General features: G+C 65.3%; 10 protein-coding genes. 5 read left to right on the top strand and 5 right to left on the bottom strand.

Annotation, left to right across the window (positions count from 1 at the left end; translation table 11 throughout):
• Positions 1-31: 31 nt before the first annotated feature.
• Together EX88_RS0100935 and EX88_RS0100930 are read right to left on the bottom strand one after the other, a co-directional pair.
• Positions 32-982, bottom strand: coding sequence for a hypothetical protein (locus tag EX88_RS0100935; protein ID WP_051884281.1), 951 nt, complete (start codon positions 980-982; stop codon positions 32-34).
• A 12-nt stretch (positions 983-994) separates the two neighbouring features.
• The gene (locus EX88_RS0100930) at positions 995-2,443 is read right to left on the bottom strand and encodes a lipopolysaccharide biosynthesis protein (RefSeq protein WP_031370153.1); all 1,449 of its coding nucleotides are present in this window, start codon (positions 2,441-2,443) and stop codon (positions 995-997) included.
• Positions 2,444-2,658: 215 nt separating this feature from the next.
• Here EX88_RS0100930 and galE point away from each other — a divergent pair, with 215 nt between their 5' ends.
• Together galE and EX88_RS0100920 are read left to right on the top strand one after the other, a co-directional pair.
• On the top strand, positions 2,659-3,687 hold the full coding sequence (gene galE / locus EX88_RS0100925; protein WP_051884280.1) for a UDP-glucose 4-epimerase GalE: 1,029 nt from the start codon (positions 2,659-2,661) through the stop codon (positions 3,685-3,687).
• Between the two features lie 118 nt (positions 3,688-3,805).
• Positions 3,806-4,771 carry a hypothetical protein gene (locus tag EX88_RS0100920; protein WP_031370151.1) on the top strand — a complete coding sequence of 322 codons (966 nt, stop codon included), beginning with the start codon at positions 3,806-3,808 and terminating at the stop codon, positions 4,769-4,771.
• Between the two features lie 65 nt (positions 4,772-4,836).
• Here EX88_RS0100920 and EX88_RS0100915 read toward each other — a convergent pair whose 3' ends face one another.
• A complete protein-coding gene (locus tag EX88_RS0100915) occupies positions 4,837-5,256 on the bottom strand; it encodes a hypothetical protein (RefSeq protein WP_031370150.1) in 420 nt (139 codons plus the stop codon).
• A 346-nt stretch (positions 5,257-5,602) separates the two neighbouring features.
• Between EX88_RS0100915 and EX88_RS0100910 the strand changes: the two genes are divergently transcribed.
• On the top strand, positions 5,603-6,022 hold the full coding sequence (locus tag EX88_RS0100910; RefSeq protein ID WP_031370149.1) for an OsmC family protein: 420 nt from the start codon (positions 5,603-5,605) through the stop codon (positions 6,020-6,022).
• 216 nt (positions 6,023-6,238) lie between these two features.
• Positions 6,239-12,454, top strand: coding sequence for a calcium-binding protein (locus EX88_RS0100905; RefSeq protein ID WP_081930514.1), 6,216 nt, complete (start codon positions 6,239-6,241; stop codon positions 12,452-12,454).
• A gap of 124 nt (positions 12,455-12,578) precedes the next feature.
• On the opposite strand, the gene EX88_RS0100900 is transcribed toward EX88_RS0100905, so the two are convergent.
• Together EX88_RS0100900 and EX88_RS0100895 are read right to left on the bottom strand one after the other, a co-directional pair.
• On the bottom strand, positions 12,579-13,409 hold the full coding sequence (locus EX88_RS0100900; RefSeq protein ID WP_031370147.1) for an alpha/beta fold hydrolase: 831 nt from the start codon (positions 13,407-13,409) through the stop codon (positions 12,579-12,581).
• Between the two features lie 117 nt (positions 13,410-13,526).
• The gene (locus EX88_RS0100895) at positions 13,527-14,228 is read right to left on the bottom strand and encodes a pirin family protein (protein ID WP_031370146.1); all 702 of its coding nucleotides are present in this window, start codon (positions 14,226-14,228) and stop codon (positions 13,527-13,529) included.
• Positions 14,229-14,347: 119 nt separating this feature from the next.
• Between EX88_RS0100895 and EX88_RS0100890 the strand changes: the two genes are divergently transcribed.
• Positions 14,348-15,271, top strand: a complete 924-nt coding sequence (locus EX88_RS0100890; RefSeq protein WP_031370145.1) for a LysR family transcriptional regulator — start codon at positions 14,348-14,350, stop codon at positions 15,269-15,271.
• The last annotated feature ends 129 nt before the right edge of the window (positions 15,272-15,400 follow it).

Below are 15,400 nucleotides of genomic sequence, written 5' to 3'. Positions count from 1 at the left end.
CTCGCCCGACCGATCGCCTGCGCACTCGCCGTCACCGTGCCGGCTCCGCCAGATCGACGATGCGGCCGGGCACTTCGGCATCGAGCCGGAAATCGACCGGCCGCGCCGTACGCCGCAAGGCATCCAGGCGCCCGCTGCGGCGCCACGCCGCCTGCAGTGCGGCCTTGGCATAAAACGAAGGCCCGCTGAGTTTGCGCGTATGCGGCGTGTAGCCCAGATGCCGGCGCAGGATGGCGTTGGCGAGGTTGATCATGTGATTGCGGCGGATCTCCTCGGTCCAGTACTCCAGGGTCATGGAGATGTTGAGGCAGTCGTGGTTCTCGATCCTGTGCGGCGAGTTGAGCGGCCAGAACAGGCCTTGCCCGGGTTCCAGGTCGAACACCGCGGCTTGCGCATCGAAGGCCGGGTCGTAGTGCAGGCCGACTTCGAGCTGGCTCAGGGCGATGTTTTCCAGGCCTTCTGCACTCAGGAACGGCAGGCGCGGCGGATAGACGTAGATGCGTTTGCGGCCGTGCAACTGCAACAGGCCCTGGCCGGGCAGGTCGGCGTGGTAATACACCTGCGCGCCGGGCGAGGACACCAGCAAGCCCATGCGGTGGTCGTAACTCGACAGCGGCGGCGCCAGCGTGCCGGCTTCGCCGAATAGGCCCATCAGCACTTCGAGGCAGTGCGGTTCCAGGTCCTGGCCGTTGCGCAGGTTCAGCCACAGGCGGCCGCGTTCGATCGCTTCCAGTACGCGCTCGCCGTCGAGCCCGCCGAACTCGCCTTCGCGCCAGACCCGCTTGCCGTTCGCGCCTTGTTCGCCCATGTGCACGATCGAGTAATGACGGCGCGGATAACGCTCGATGGTGCGGGCGATGGCCTCGCGGCTGAAACGCGGGTCGAGGTGCAGGCGGTGCTCGAACAGCAGCGGCGCGGCTTGCCATTGCGCCGGCGACTGCGGGCCGAGATCGCTCAAGGGATGCGTGGTGGGTTCGAGCATGACGGCGTTCCGCTAAGGGGAGTTGGGACGAAGCGCGCTGCGCAACTGGCCGAGCTGACCGCGATAGGTCAGCGCGAGCGCTGCGGCATACACCGTCGCACCGAGTGCGACGGTGGCGATGAGTTCGGTCCAGCCGGCGAGCGGCGGCAAGGCCGACAGGCTTGCGGCCATGACTGCGCTCGCCAGCGCGATGCGGGCCAGGTGAGCGATGGGCATCGGCATGCCGAGTTTGCGCACGGCGATGACGAACGAGACCAGCGCGCCGACGCTCACCGCGGCGAGCGCGCCGGCGGCGGCGCCGACCAGGCCCATCGTGCGCAGGCCGATGGCGGCGGCGGCGAGGAACAGGGCGGTTTCGAGTACGTCGATCGCCAGCGTCCAAGCTGTCTTCTGCGCGAGCAGGAAGGGCTGGTTGGCGAAGTGGCTGCGCAGGTTCTTGATCAGCCCGGCCAGGGTCGCGAGCGGCAGGATGCTCAAGGTCGTCGCGATGTACGGCGCCGAGACCGCGGCACGCGACAGCGGCTCGACGAGCAGGATCAGGCCGGCTGCGGTCGGCACCAGCACCGAGCAGAGCAGGGCGCCGTTAAGGGCGACCTGTTCCAGCGCCCGATGCTTCTCGCCCTGGGCTTCCAGGCGCAAGGCGATCGGGAACGCGGCGGCGGTGACCAGCATCGCCGCGAACGCGCAGGCGCGTTGTCCCAATGTCCAGCCGACCGAGAACAGGCCGACCGCTGCGAGGCCCATGCCGTGCTCGACGACGAAGCGAATGCCGTTGCCGGGCACCCACGCGAGCACGCCGCTGATCGCCAGCGGCAGACCGTAGAGGCAGATGCGGCGCCAGGTGGTCCGGTCCGGCTTGCGCAGTTGCAGGCGCATGCGCAGGCGCGACACCGCGTACAGCAAGGACAGGCTTTGCGCGATCGCGTAAGAGGCCAGCACTTCGAGCGGGCCGATCTGAGCCGGGCCTTTCGCCGCCAGGCTGGCCCAGATCCAGCCGATCGCCAGGCCGGCGACCGGGCCGACGCTCTGCAAAGCGGTGTAGACGCCGATGGCGTCGGCGACCTTGGCGCGCTCGGCCAGGTGCGTGCAGTAGGAGCGAGTCAAGGTGAACACGAACAACGTCGTCCACAGGGCCGGCGACGGCCAATCGTGCGAGACATAACGCAACAGGATCAGCAGGACCGCCGCCTGCAGCACGCCGTTGGCGAAGAACACCCAACTCTCGATCACGTCCATGCGTTCGCGCAGAAGCGCATCGGCGCCGGGCAGGAAACGCAGCAGGAAATACGACCAGAAAGCCAGGAACAGCAGATACACCGCTTCCTGCATCGCCAGGGCCAGGGTGAACAGGCCGAACTCGTTCGGATCGAGCCAATGCGTCCACAACACGATCGCCGCCAACTGCGCGAGCGGGCCGAGCAGTTGTGCGGGCAGGTACAGCAGGGTCTGGCGAATCAGCACGACGCGTCCTTGCAGGCTGCAACTACACGAGCCGCGCGCTGGAATCGCGCGAGCTTGGAAGCCGGCCGATTCGATTCCTTATCCGACCAGTTCATTCATAAATATGAAGATAATTAAGTGATTTGCATCACAGTTTTAGTCCGACGCATACTCCCACGGCATGCTCGGAGCCACAAGGGCAGGCCAGGAAAAACCTTCAGTTTCCAGAGGCTTTCGTGACTCATCCCCCAGGCGTCGCACCGGTTCCGTTCACTGCTCCCTCACACGATTCCTGTCACGTCCTGGTCTGCGGCGGCGCCGGTTATATCGGTGCGCACGCGGCTTACGCGCTCGCTCATCAAGGTTTCGAAGTCAGCGTGCTCGATAACCTCAGCACCGGTCATCGCGAGGCCTTGCGTTGGGGCCGCTGGATCGCCGCCGACTTGCTCAAACCCGAAACGCTGGATGCCGCGTTCGAGCGTCCGGTCGATGCGGTGATGCATTTCGCCGCGCGCTCGCTGGTCGGCGAATCGGTCGCCGCGCCGTACGACTACTACCGGCACAACGTGGTAGGCAGCCTCAATCTGTTGCAGGCCATGCAGCGTCATGGCGTCGGTCGCCTGGTGTTTTCCTCGACAGCCGCGGTCTATGGCGAGCCGGACTCGGTATCGATCGACGAGGCGCATCGGACCGACCCGATCAATCCTTACGGCGCCAGCAAGCTCATGGTCGAGCGCATGCTCGCCGACGCCGCGCAGGCCTACGGCTTGCGTTCGGTGTCGCTGCGTTACTTCAACGCCGCCGGCGCCGCGGCCCATGCCGGCATCGGCGAATCGCATTATCCGGAAACCCATCTGATCCCGAACGTGTTGCGCGCGGCCCTCGGCGAAGCGCAGGCGCTGCAGGTGTTCGGCGACGACTACGACACCGTCGACGGTACCTGCGTGCGCGACTACATCCACGTGATCGACCTCGCCGACGCGCACATCCGCGCCTTGCGTTGGCTCGACAGCACGCCGGGCGCGCATCGTTTCAATCTCGGCAACGGCCAGGGCTTCAGCGTGCTGCAGGTGATACGCGCGGCCGAGGCCATCGCCGGCCGCCGCATCCCTTACTCGCTGGCGCCCCGCAGAGCCGGCGACCCGCCGGTGCTGGTCGCGGCCAGCGATGCGGCGAGATCGCTACTGGGTTGGGCCCCGCGTTATACCCGCCTGGAAGACATCATCGACAGCGCGTGGCAATGGCATAGCGCGCCGGCGTTCTGAGCGGCGTGCTGCGGCGCGGGCGCTACAAACCTCTGGCGCATCGCGTGTGAACATCGATTCATTCGCCCGGCCGGTCGCCTAGTACCATCGTGGCATGGTTCGTAACCGGTCGCAGCGCATGTCCCAACACCCGTTCCGGTCCGGTGCCCTGGCGTTCGCCTTGATCGCCACAGGCTCGCTCGCTCATGCGGCGCAGGCGCCGGCTGATTACATCTATACCAGCGCCGGCGATTTCGCCGAACACCAGCATTACCTCGCGCGTGCGGATATCGAGGGCGTACAGATCGTCTATAACTGGAAACAGCTGGAACGAGGGCAGGGCGAATACGACTTCAGCCGCATCGACGCCGACCTGAAACAGGTCGAGCGCCTGCACAAGAAACTGTTCATCCAGATCCAGGATCGCTTCTTCGAGCCGGGCGCCAGAAACATCCCGGCCTATCTGTTGACCGATCCCGCTTTCGGTGGCGGCCTCGTGGCCCAGATCGACAACCCCGGCGAGAACAAGCCGCCGGCTTCGGGTTGGGCGACGCAGCAATGGAACCCGGAGGTCAGGGCCCGCTTCCAGAAGCTCCTGCAAGCCCTGGCCGCCCGCTACGACGGCCGTATCCAGGGCATCAATCTGCCCGAAACCGCGATCGACATCGACTACAAACGCGACAAGACCAGCTTCACCTGCGACAAATATTTCGCTGCGGAGATGGAGAACCTCGCCGCGGCGCGGCATGCGTTCAAGCAATCGCATGTGGTTCAGTACGTCAACTTCTGGCCCTGTGAGTGGAACAACGACCACGACTACATGGGCCGCTTGTTCGAGTACGCGGCCAAGCACGGCGTGGGTCTCGGTGGGCCGGACATCGTCCCCTACAAGAAAGGACAGATGAAGAACGCCTATCCGTTCTTTCATCGTTATCGGGAGCAACTGTCCTTGGTCGCGATGGCGGTCCAGGAGCCGACCCTGACTTACAACAACGATAAAACCGGCAAGCCGTTCACCCGCGAGGAGTTCAGCGCTTTTGCCCAGGACTATCTCGGCGCAGACATCATTTTCTGGACGGTGTCGGCGCCGTGGCTGAATCCCTGATACGCCCGGGGCACGATCGCCGCTTCATCGCTTGACGCGGGGCAAGGCGCGGTCGATCCGCCCGATCAGCTCGGTTCGGGCCAGACGACATTGCCGAAGTTGAACGCCGACACGTCTTTCAAGGCGACACGGCAGAACACGCCGCGGTCCGACGGAAACGCCTGCGGCGCACCGGGCGTGTAGTAGATCGCATCCTTCAGATGCAGATACAGCGGCGGCCCCGGTCGGACCGTGCCTTCTTCGTTGGAGGCTCTCGCGGCCAGGCCTTCGACCGCTTCGTGGATGCGCGCGGTGATCGGGTGATGCTGGGCGTAGCGCTTGAAGCTGACGACCGTGCCCGAGATCAGCACCCCGGCCACCAGCAAGGTCACCTGGACCTCGGGCGCTCCGTCCTGGGTCGCGGTGTCGGCGACCACTTCGAGCACGATGTCGCGCGTTCCGAAATTCTCGATCAAGGAATTGCCCGTGCTGTTGTCCTGGGTCATGCCGTTGTCCTCTTAGCCGAGTGTCGCGCCGGTCGGGCGCATGGATTCGCCGCGCTCGTCGCGGCCGCCAAGAAGGGGTACGCAATTGGTCGGCGCGAACGGCCAGAACCGAGGCGTTTCGGCCCCGTCTAGTTGCGCCGGCGAGCTCGATGCCGGCGGTTCCCGCCAGCAGCCGGTTCGCGCCGAACCGTGCACTCGATGTAGCAGGCTCGATTCCGCTAGCGGGTTTCCTTACGCCACGCCTGCCAAGCCCTCGAGCCTAGATGCAGCGTTCCACCGCGAACCCTTCTGCTTTCGCGGGGCGCGTGCGATAACCGCTCGATCTTCCATCGTTCCGGAGCCCTGCATGCCCGCCATCGCCACCGTCCATGCCGCCAGCGACGGCGCGCCGTATCAGGTCCGTTTCAGCGACGACCTCGATCACCGCTGGCTCGCCGACGAACCCGCCGAACAGGGCGGCGCCGACAGTGGCCCGTCGCCGGAGCGTTTGTTGTTGTCCAGCCTCGGCGCCTGCACCGCGATCACCTTGCGCATGTATGCCGCGCGCAAGCAGTGGACGCTGAGCGCCGTCGAAGTGGAACTGAGCTTCAACCCCGACGGCAAGCCGGCCGAGGGCACCGATATCCGCCGCCGCATTGCGTTGAGCGGCGAACTCAGCGACGAGCAGCGCGAACGCCTGCTGCAGGTCGCCAATGCCTGCCCGATCCACAAAGTCCTGTCGGGCGAAGTGCGGATCGCGACGGCGTTGGCGGCGCCGGCGGTCTAAGCCTGGCTCACCGAACGCCGCCGGCACAGGCGAACCGTTTCCTGCTCGCGGCTTCGTCGCGCCCGTGGTGGAGGCAGGCCTCCATCGGTAACATCTCATCTGCGGATACAGGCGTGGGGCAGCATTAGTTGGAATGCCTGGCGATCCGCGTGGGGCAGGGGCGGTTACTGGCGAATTCCCCGGAGTCGGGGTCAAACGAACGAACAAGGATGGGGCATGGAAGGCATCGAAGGTATTGATTCCGCAACGCGGGAAGACTTGGCGAACATCGCCCAGGACACGCGCGAGGCGATGATTTCGTTTCTGGCGGGGCTCGCCGACGTTTCCGAAAAACTGCAGAACGGCGACATCTACGACGTGGACAAAGAGGCCGCCATGGTGCGTGCCCTGATCCTGAGCGCACAATTGTCCGCAGAGCGGGCGATGGAAGTGGCCAACAGCCCCGAACTTCGGGCGGATTCCCTGCGTAAACGCATGGCGGCGCAGCAAAGTTTCAACTACATCCGCTTGGTCGGGTTGTTGGAGGACGAAAGCCTTCTTCCGATCCAACGCCTGCAACGATTCGTCGATCATTTCAATGTCAACCTCAATTTCAGCCTCGGACGCTTCGCCGAGGGCGCGAAGTTCGGAAAGGTACTGGGGTGGACGAGCAACCTATTGACCGTCACCGACATGATCGCGGCGGTCGCAAATCATGACGGCGCGAAACTGGCCGGTATCGTCACCGGTTTCGTCGCGGGCGAGGCGGTATCGACGCTGGGGAGCTTCGTCATCGGCGGTGCGACTGCCGCAGGCGTGATCAGCGCGCCCGTCGCATTGGCCGCTTCGGTCATCGTGGTAGCCACGGCGACGGTCGTCGGCGCGAGCGTCCAGGACGAGGCCGAACAATTCTTCGCCGGGCTATTCGGCGAAAAGGAAGATCAGGATATCGGCGCATTGATATCGCGCGTCTTCGCCGAGTTCGACAATGGCGGAGTCACGTTCCCGAACATGAACTACAAGGTGCGGGTAGGCACCGAAGGCGACGATGTTCTTCTAGGTTCGAACCTGCGCGACTCCATCGTCGGCAGCACCGGCAACGACACGATCGAAGGTGGCGCACTCGGTGACTACTTGGCCGGCGACGAAGGCGACGACATCTTGCGCGGCCAGAACGGCGCAGACATGTTGCTCGGCGGCTCCGGTTCCGACACCTTGATCGGCGGGGTCGGCAACGACACGCTCAAGGGCGGGGCGGGACACGATTACTACGATTTCTCCCGCGAAGATTTCTTCGATGGACGCACCCAGGACATTATCGTCGACGCCGATGGCAATGGCCGTATCGGCTACGAGGGCCTTGCCGTCGGCGCCGATTCGCCGTTCGCCTCAGTCACCCAGGACGGTTTCAGTTGGCTGACCACCGATAAACTGTTCCGTTTGCTGCTGGTCGGTGAGGGGGCCTCGCAGAACCTGATCCTGGTCCATCGCGAGACCAATGCGCGCATTGTGGTGCAGAACTGGAGCAATGGCGATCTCGGTATCGATCTGCCCGATCCGGGCGGCATCAGCTTGCCGACCGGACAATCGCTCACCGGTTTCCACGACCTCTTCGGCCGCGACGGCAATCCCTTGCTCGACCACAGCAGTAGCGACAGTATCTATGGCATGGCCGGCAACGACGGCCTGGATGGCGGCTACGGCGACGATCGTCTGGAGGGTGGCGACGGCGAAGATTTCCTGATGGGCGGGCCCGGCCGCGACACCTTGAGCGGCGGCGACGGCAACGACTTCATCTTCGACGGTTCCACCGTGATGTACTGGCAGCAATGGTCGGATCCGGCCAACGTGACGCATCCCTGGGCCTGGGTCGACACCACCGGGCCCGGCAGCGAATTGGCGGCAGGCAATGGCTGGTACTTTTTCGGTCCCAGCGATTCCGCGGCGGTCGATGCGCGCGATTACCTGCGCCGACTCGACATGTACGCCCAAAAAGGCGGCATGACCGCCGATGAAGTCAATGCCGACCCCGGTCGGGAACCCACGAGCCCGTTCGTCCATCTCGACCCGAACGCGGGTAACCAGAGCGGCGACGATGTCATCGACGCCGGCGCCGGCTCGGACGTGGTCCGTTCGGGCGAGGGCGACGACACCATCGACGGCGGCAGCGGCAACGATTTGTTGATCGGTGCCGAGGATGACGACTTCATCCAGGGCGGTACCGGCGACGACGTCATCTTCGGCGACGTGCTGCTCGGCACGGCCACCGCACTGGACGGCAGCACCTGGGCCGCTTCGACCGACGCCAATATTTCCGGCAACGACGTGATCATGGGCGGCACCGGCGCGGACGTGATCTATGGCCAGGGCGGCGACGACGTGATCGACGGCGGCGACGACGACGACGTCATTCGCGGCGACCGCATCGGCAGCGAACCGGAATCGGATGCGCGCAACCCGGGCGTAGCCGGAGACGATCTGATCGACGGCGGCCGCGGCAACGACCGGATCGAGGGCAATGCCGGCCATGACACGGTGCGTGGCGGCGATGGCGACGACATCGTCGTAGGCGACGATGCCGTCACGGCAGGTGGCTTGCACGGCAACGATGCCTTGGACGGCGGCGTCGGAAACGACCAGTTGTGGGGCATGGGCGGGCACGACATCATCGATGGCGGCGACGGTGCGGATACCCTGATCGGCGACGACGCTTCGCTCGGCACGGCCTATCATGGCAACGACCTGCTTCGCGGCGGTGCCGGCAACGATATCGCTTTCGGTCAGGGCGGCAACGACGTCGTCGAAGGCGGCCTCGGCGACGACGTCCTGATGGGCGACGCCAATGTGGCAGACGTCGAGCTGTCGGCGCACGGAAACGACACCGTCATCGGCGGTGCCGGCAAGGACAAGCTGTACGGCAACGGCGGCAACGACAGGCTCGACGGCGGAGACGACGACGACCAGGCCTGGGGCGGCGAGGGCGACGACACGCTCGCCGGTGGCGCGGGCAACGACTACCTCGACGGAGACGGCCTCTCGGTAGCGCCGGAACATCACGGCCGCGACACCCTGGACGGCGGCGACGGCGCCGATGTGATCTACGGTTTCGGCGGCGACGACTTGCTGTTCGGCGGATCCGGCAACGACATCCTGTACGGCGACGACGATGCCGGCGCCTTCAGCGGCAACGATCGCATCAATGGCGGTAGCGGCGACGATTCGATCTGGGCCGGCGGCGGGAACGATTACGTTCGCGGCGACGGCGGCAACGACGCGTTGGTGGGCGGCGCAGGCGACGATTCTTTGCTGGGCGGCGATGGCAACGACTCGTTGCGAGGCGATGCGGGCAACGACAAGCTGGATGGCGGACTCGGTGCCGACGTCTACCACTTCGAAGTCGGATTCTGCGACGACGAAATCGTCGTTGGTGCGGAAATCGGCGTCGTCGATATCCTGCAATTCGGCGACGGCATTGCCAAGGAAGGCTTGAGGCTGCTGCGGGTCGGCGACGATCTGGTGGTTTCCGTTTCCGGCAGCAGCGACCGCGTCACGTTGCGCGGCTACTACGCCGCGCCGGAACGGCACCAGTTCCGCTTCTCCGATGGGTCCCTGTGGAATGCGGCGGACATCCAGGAGCATGTGTCTGTGCCCGAAAGCGTCCCGACGACCGGCACGGATGTGCTGGGCACGGAAAACAACGATCTGATCGGCGGCAGCGACGGCCGGGACCAGATCTACGGTGGCGCCGGCGACGACATTCTTTATGGCTATGCCGGCGACGACATCTTGAACGGCGATGGCGACTACTGGCGGTTCGGTGGCAATTGGTTCAAACCCGGGAACGACGTCATTCTGGGCGGATCTGGCAACGACACGATCGACGGCGGCGGCGGCGACGACACCCTGCTTGGGGAAGAAGGCAACGATCACCTGATCGGCGATTACGGCGTTGATCGTCTATTGGGGGGCAGCGGCAACGATTGGCTCGAAGGCGGCGATGGCAACGACCAACTCGACGGTGGTGAAGGCGATGACGGCCTTAGCGGCGGCAGGGGACATGACCGTTTGCAAGGCGGCATCGGCAACGATGCTCTGCAGGGCGATGGCGGCGACGACTGGCTCGACGGCGGACGCGGAAACGACAGTCTGATGGGATCGGCCGGTGCCGATACCTACGTATTCGAACAGGGCTTCGGGCGCGACCATATCTGGAGCAGCGCCGCCGAAGACTACGAGCAGTTGGACAGTGTCCGCTTCGGGGCCGGCATCGCCAGAGCGGATGTCAGTGCCGTGCGCGTCGGCGACGACCTGGTCCTGAATATTGGAGCCGACGACTCCCTGACCCTGCACGATTACTACAACTCGAACTTCAGCATCCGTCAGATCCTGTTCTCCGATGGCAGCGAATATGAAGTCCCGGTCAATGTGTACAGGATCGGCGGCAACGACTCAGAAGTCCTCGACGGAGGCGCCGGCAACGACCGCATCGCTGGCGGCAGCGGCGATGACGTCATCCACGGCGGCGTCGGCAACGACTTGCTCGACGGCCAGAGCGGCTCCGACGAATTGCATGGCGGGGCTGGCGACGACGTACTGTATTCCGCCGCTGACACGGACGGGATCGACCGGCTCTACGGCGGCGACGGCAACGACACCCTGTTCGGTAGCAGCGCGGACCAGTTGTTCGGCGGCAATGGCGACGACAATCTGGGGGGCGACGGTTCCGGCGCGACCCTGGATGGGGGAGCGGGAGACGACACGCTCCAGGCGGGAACCGGCGATATCGCCATCGGCGGCGACGGCAACGACACCATCACCGGCGGCAGCCTGGTCGAAGGCGGAGGCGGTGACGACGTGCTGCACCAGAGCAACGCTGTCTACAAGTTCGATGCTCAGTTCGGCAACGATCTTTTTGCCACCGGCAACAGTTTCACGACATCGACGCTGCGCTTCGCTCACCTCACCGATCCAGGCAGCCTGTATCTGGTGGTGCAGCCCGGCGAAGGCGACGGCGAGGGCGGGCAGATAGGCCGGCAGAGCACCTTGCACGTTGCCGGCAGCAGCGATTCGATCCGCTTCGAGCGGGGCGGAAATTATCGCGTCGAATTGGCCGACGGCTCGTCGTGGACGATCGACGAGGCCCTGCTGTTAGGACAGGACGACGACTTCCTGAGCCAAAACCTCATTGGCAGCCGTACCCGCCACATCGGCTTCCTCGGCAACGATGTCTTGAACGGAACCGCCGGCGCCGAAGCGATACTCGGCGGAGACGGCGCCGACCGTATCGGCGCGGGCGGCGGCGATGACGTACTCAACGGCGGCGCGGGCGACGATGTCTACCTGGTCAATGGCCTGGCCTCGGAGCGGACGATTTTCGACGCCCGCAACGACGACCTGACGGAAACCGATACGATCAAGTTCGGGCCGGACTGGCAGCGCGAGGACATCGCGTTTTCGGCCAACGGCAAACATCTGGTCGTCACCGATACCCAGGGCAACCGTATCGCGCAGGTCTTCAACTTCTTTGCCGGGTCGGTCGCCACCGGTTTCGAAGTGGATCGTTTCGAGTTCGCCGACGGCAGTTCGCTTAGTGCCGAGCAAGTGGTCGCCCTGGTACCTGGCGCGCCGCGGATCGTGTCGGGTACGGAGGGCGACGATCTGTTGCTGGGCGGCGAGGGCGACGACGAACTGTCGGGCGCCGGTGGCAATGATGTGCTGGACGGGCAAGCCGGCAACGATGTGCTGTCGGGCGGTACCGGCGGGGATATCTACCGCTTCGGTCGCGGGAGCGGAAGCGACGTGATCTACGAACTCGGCCGATCGTCCGGCCCGACTCCGGAAGGGGTTATCGAACTGCCGCAGACGGCCGAACCGCAGGAGAACGGCTCGCAGGACGTCGATGTCATCCAGTTGGGCGCGGATATCGAGACCGGCGATGTGAGTCTGCAGCGCTCTTTCAACGACCTGCACATCGCCATTTCCGGTACGAACGATGTCCTGCAGATCGTCGGATACTTCGCCGAGGATCCCTCAAGTTCGAACTGGGATGGGCGGGTCGAGGAAATCCGCTTCGCCGACGGCACAGTCTGGGATGTGCAAGCGGTCTCGGCCATGTTGCCCGATCAACCGCCGCTGCCGACCGATGCCTGGATGTCGGCCGAGAGCCCAGCGTCGATCTTGCTGCAGGGCGTACCGCCGCGCTCGGACCTATCCGAGTATCGCTCCGCCGGCGTTGCGCCGTCCGGTGCTGCGGTGCCTTCGGTTGGTCCGCCGGAGAGAGGGGCGACGACGAGTTCGGAGTTGCAGACACTCATCGCAGCCATGGGCAGCTACGGCGATGGCGTCGCATCGATGGCGGCAGCGCAGGACGTGCAGACGATATCGGTAGGCATGTGGCAAGCCAACAGCCTTGCCTATATCGATGCCAATGGCATCGGCCGCGCGTCGGTGTAAGTGCCCGCTTCTATGCTCGAAGGACCGAATCGGCCCGGCTAAGCAGCCGGGCCGATTCGTTGAGACCAGGCCCTCTTTTATCGAGTGGCCAGTGCCGCACCCGAACCCGGTGCGGCGCGGACGATCAGGACTTGAGGAAGTCCAGCAGGTCCTGGTTGAGTTTTTCCTTGTGGGTGTCGGTCAAACCGTGCGGAGCGCCGGGATAGACCACCAGCTTGCTGTTCTTGACCAGCTTGGCCGAGGCGCGCGCCGCCGCGTCGATCGGCACGACCTGGTCGTCGTCGCCGTGCAGGATCAGGGTGGGCACGTCGAACTTCTTCAGGTCTTCGGTGAAGTCGGTTTCCGAGAACGCCTTGATGCTGTCGAAGGTGTTCTTGTGGCCGCCCTGCATGCCCTGGACCCAGAACGAATCGATCATGCCCTGCGACTTTTTCGCGCCGGGACGATTGAAGCCGAAGAACGGGCCGCCGGCGAGGTCCTGGTACAACTGCGAGCGGTCGGCGATGGAGCCGGCGCGCAGGCCGTCGAACACGTCCTTCGGCAGGCCGCCGGGGTTGGCGTCGGTCTTGAGCATCAGCGGTGGCACCGCCGAGATCAAACCGGCCTTCTTGACCCGCTTGGTGCCGTGGCGGCCGATGTAGCGCGCGACTTCGCCGCCGCCGGTGGAAAAGCCGAACAGCGTCGCGCCCTGGAGGTCGAGATGCTCGAGCAATTGCGCCAGATCGTCGGCGTAGTGGTCCATGTCGTTGCCGTCCCAGGGCTGGCTGGAGCGGCCGTGGCCGCGGCGGTCGTGGGCGATGGTGCGGTAGCCGTGCTCGGCCAGGAACAGCATCTGCGCTTCCCAACTGTCGGCGCTGAGCGGCCAGCCGTGGCTGAAGACCACCGGCTCGCCGTCGCGCGGGCCCCAGTCCTTGTAATAGATCTGCACGCCGTCTTTGGTGGTGAAAGTGCCCATGGTGTCGCTCCTGTGCGGTGGGGAAGAAGGGAGTGTGGTCGATGCGGGCGACACCGGCGTTGACCGGTGTCGCAGGGAGTCGTTTTGAACGCGTAGCGTCAACTGCGAAAACCGAGATCAGGGCGCGGTGTCGACGAGGACCAACTCGGCATCGTCGATGGCGACGACGCGGATCGCGCCCTCGTTGCGGATCGCCGCGCCGTCGCGAGCCTGCAGGCGCACGCCGTTGACCTCGACACTGCCCTTGGCCGGCACCAGATAACCATAGCGGTCGTCGGCGAAAACGTACTCGGCCGATTCGCCGGCCGCGAGGGTCAGGCCGAGCACGCGCGCATCGGCGCGGATCGGCAAGGTGTCCTCGTCGCCATCGATGCCGCTGGCCAGGGTGACGAAATGACCGGCGCGGTCGCCTTTCGGAAACGGCTTGCTGCCCCAGGTCGGCGCGCCGCCGCGCTGATCGGGAATGATCCAGATCTGGAAGATGCGGGTGGTGTCGGACTCGAGGTTGTATTCGGCGTGCTGGATGCCGGTGCCCGCGCTCATCACCTGGACGTCGCCGGCTTCGGTGCGGCCGCGGTTTCCGAGGTTGTCCTGGTGGGTGATCGCACCGTCGCGGACGTAGGTGATGATCTCCATGTCGGCGTGCGAATGCGGCGGGAAGCCGGTGTTGGCCTGGATGGTGTCGTCGTTCCAGACCCGCAGCGCGCCCCAGCCCATGCGCTCGGGGTCGCGGTAGCCGGAGAACGAGAAGTGATGCTTGGCGTCGAGCCAGCCGTGGTCGGCGCCGCCGAGGCTGTCGTAGGGGCGAAGTTCGATCATGTCCGTGTCCTCGTGGATGAGTGCCGTGTGGCTTGAGGAGAACGATAGGCCGATGCGATCAGGTTTAGAATGGAACCAATAGAAAGTCATTCTTTCCAAAATTGATATGGACGCCCGCCATGCAGAAACTGCCCGACCTGGAAGCCTGGGCGATCTTCGCCAAGGTTGCCGAAACCGGCTCGTTCGCACGTACGGCCGCCGAGTTCGGCCTGTCGCAGGCGACCGTGTCCAAGGCGATCACTCGCCTGGAGACGCGGCTGAAGACGGTGTTGTTCCATCGCACCTCGCGCAAGATGTCGCTGACCGAGAGCGGCCGCGGCGCGCTCGAACGCGCCAGCCGCATCCTCGCCGAGGGCGAAGCGGTCGAGGCCGAGATCACCGCCCAGGCCGCGAGCCCGCGCGGGCAGGTGCGCATCGCCGCGCCGATGTCGTTCGGCATCGCTCACCTGTCGCCGCTGCTGCCTGAGTTCATGGCGCGCTATCCCGACATCGCCCTGGAGATCGTGTTCGACGACGGCGTCACCGACCTCATCGGCGGCGGCTACGACCTGGCCCTGCGGATTTCGACCCTGGCCGATTCGAGCCTGCTGGCGCGGCGTTTGTGCGGCGTGCGCATCCTGTTGGTGGGGTCGCCGGCCTATCTGGAACGACGCGGACGGCCGAAGCATCCGCGGCAACTGGCCGATCACGACGCGCTGTTCTACACCTATTCGCGTTTCGGCAACGCCTGGCGTTTCAGCCACAAGCGTCACGGCGATTTCTCGATCAGCGTGGCCACGCCGTTGCGGGTCAACAATGCCGAAGCCTTGAATCCGGCCTTGCTCGCCGGGCAGGGTCTGGCGCTGCAACCCGAGTTCCTGGTCTGGCGCGAACTGCGCAACGGCAAGCTCGAAGTGGTGATGCCGGAATGGGCGCCGCCGCCGATCGCCCTGCACGTGGTCACGCCGCCGGGCCGCATCCGCCCGGCCCGCGTGCAGGTGCTGATCGATTACCTGGTGCGCAAGTTCGAGAAGGCGCCGTGGGCCGACCCGCAGGAACGCTAGGACTCGGCTGGCGTCGACGGGGGAGCGGGCGCCGACGGGCGGTGCAGGCTTCAGCTGGCAGGTGTGGCACCGTCGGTCGAAGCAGGTATCGATACACAGATGGGGTCGCCGGTGATTTCGGGCCGATAT

This window comes from Lysobacter antibioticus (assembly GCF_000731095.1).
Lineage (GTDB): Bacteria > Pseudomonadota > Gammaproteobacteria > Xanthomonadales > Xanthomonadaceae > Lysobacter > Lysobacter antibioticus_B.
Note: the sequence above shows the minus strand (reverse complement) of the source record. Positions and strands in the feature narration are given on the sequence as shown.

Bases quoted from the DNA above. Each gene is read 5' to 3' on its own strand.
- EX88_RS0100935 (WP_051884281.1), bottom strand. From the start codon at position 982: ATGCTCGAACCCACCACGCATCCCTTGAGCGATCTCGGCCCGCAGTCG.
- EX88_RS0100920 (WP_031370151.1), top strand. From the start codon at position 3,806: ATGTCCCAACACCCGTTCCGGTCCGGTGCCCTGGCGTTCGCCTTGATC.
- EX88_RS0100915 (WP_031370150.1), bottom strand. From the start codon at position 5,256: ATGACCCAGGACAACAGCACGGGCAATTCCTTGATCGAGAATTTCGGA.
- EX88_RS0100910 (WP_031370149.1), top strand. From the start codon at position 5,603: ATGCCCGCCATCGCCACCGTCCATGCCGCCAGCGACGGCGCGCCGTAT.
- EX88_RS0100905 (WP_081930514.1), top strand. From the start codon at position 6,239: ATGGAAGGCATCGAAGGTATTGATTCCGCAACGCGGGAAGACTTGGCG.
- EX88_RS0100900 (WP_031370147.1), bottom strand. From the start codon at position 13,409: ATGGGCACTTTCACCACCAAAGACGGCGTGCAGATCTATTACAAGGAC.
- EX88_RS0100895 (WP_031370146.1), bottom strand. From the start codon at position 14,228: ATGATCGAACTTCGCCCCTACGACAGCCTCGGCGGCGCCGACCACGGC.
- EX88_RS0100890 (WP_031370145.1), top strand. From the start codon at position 14,348: ATGCAGAAACTGCCCGACCTGGAAGCCTGGGCGATCTTCGCCAAGGTT.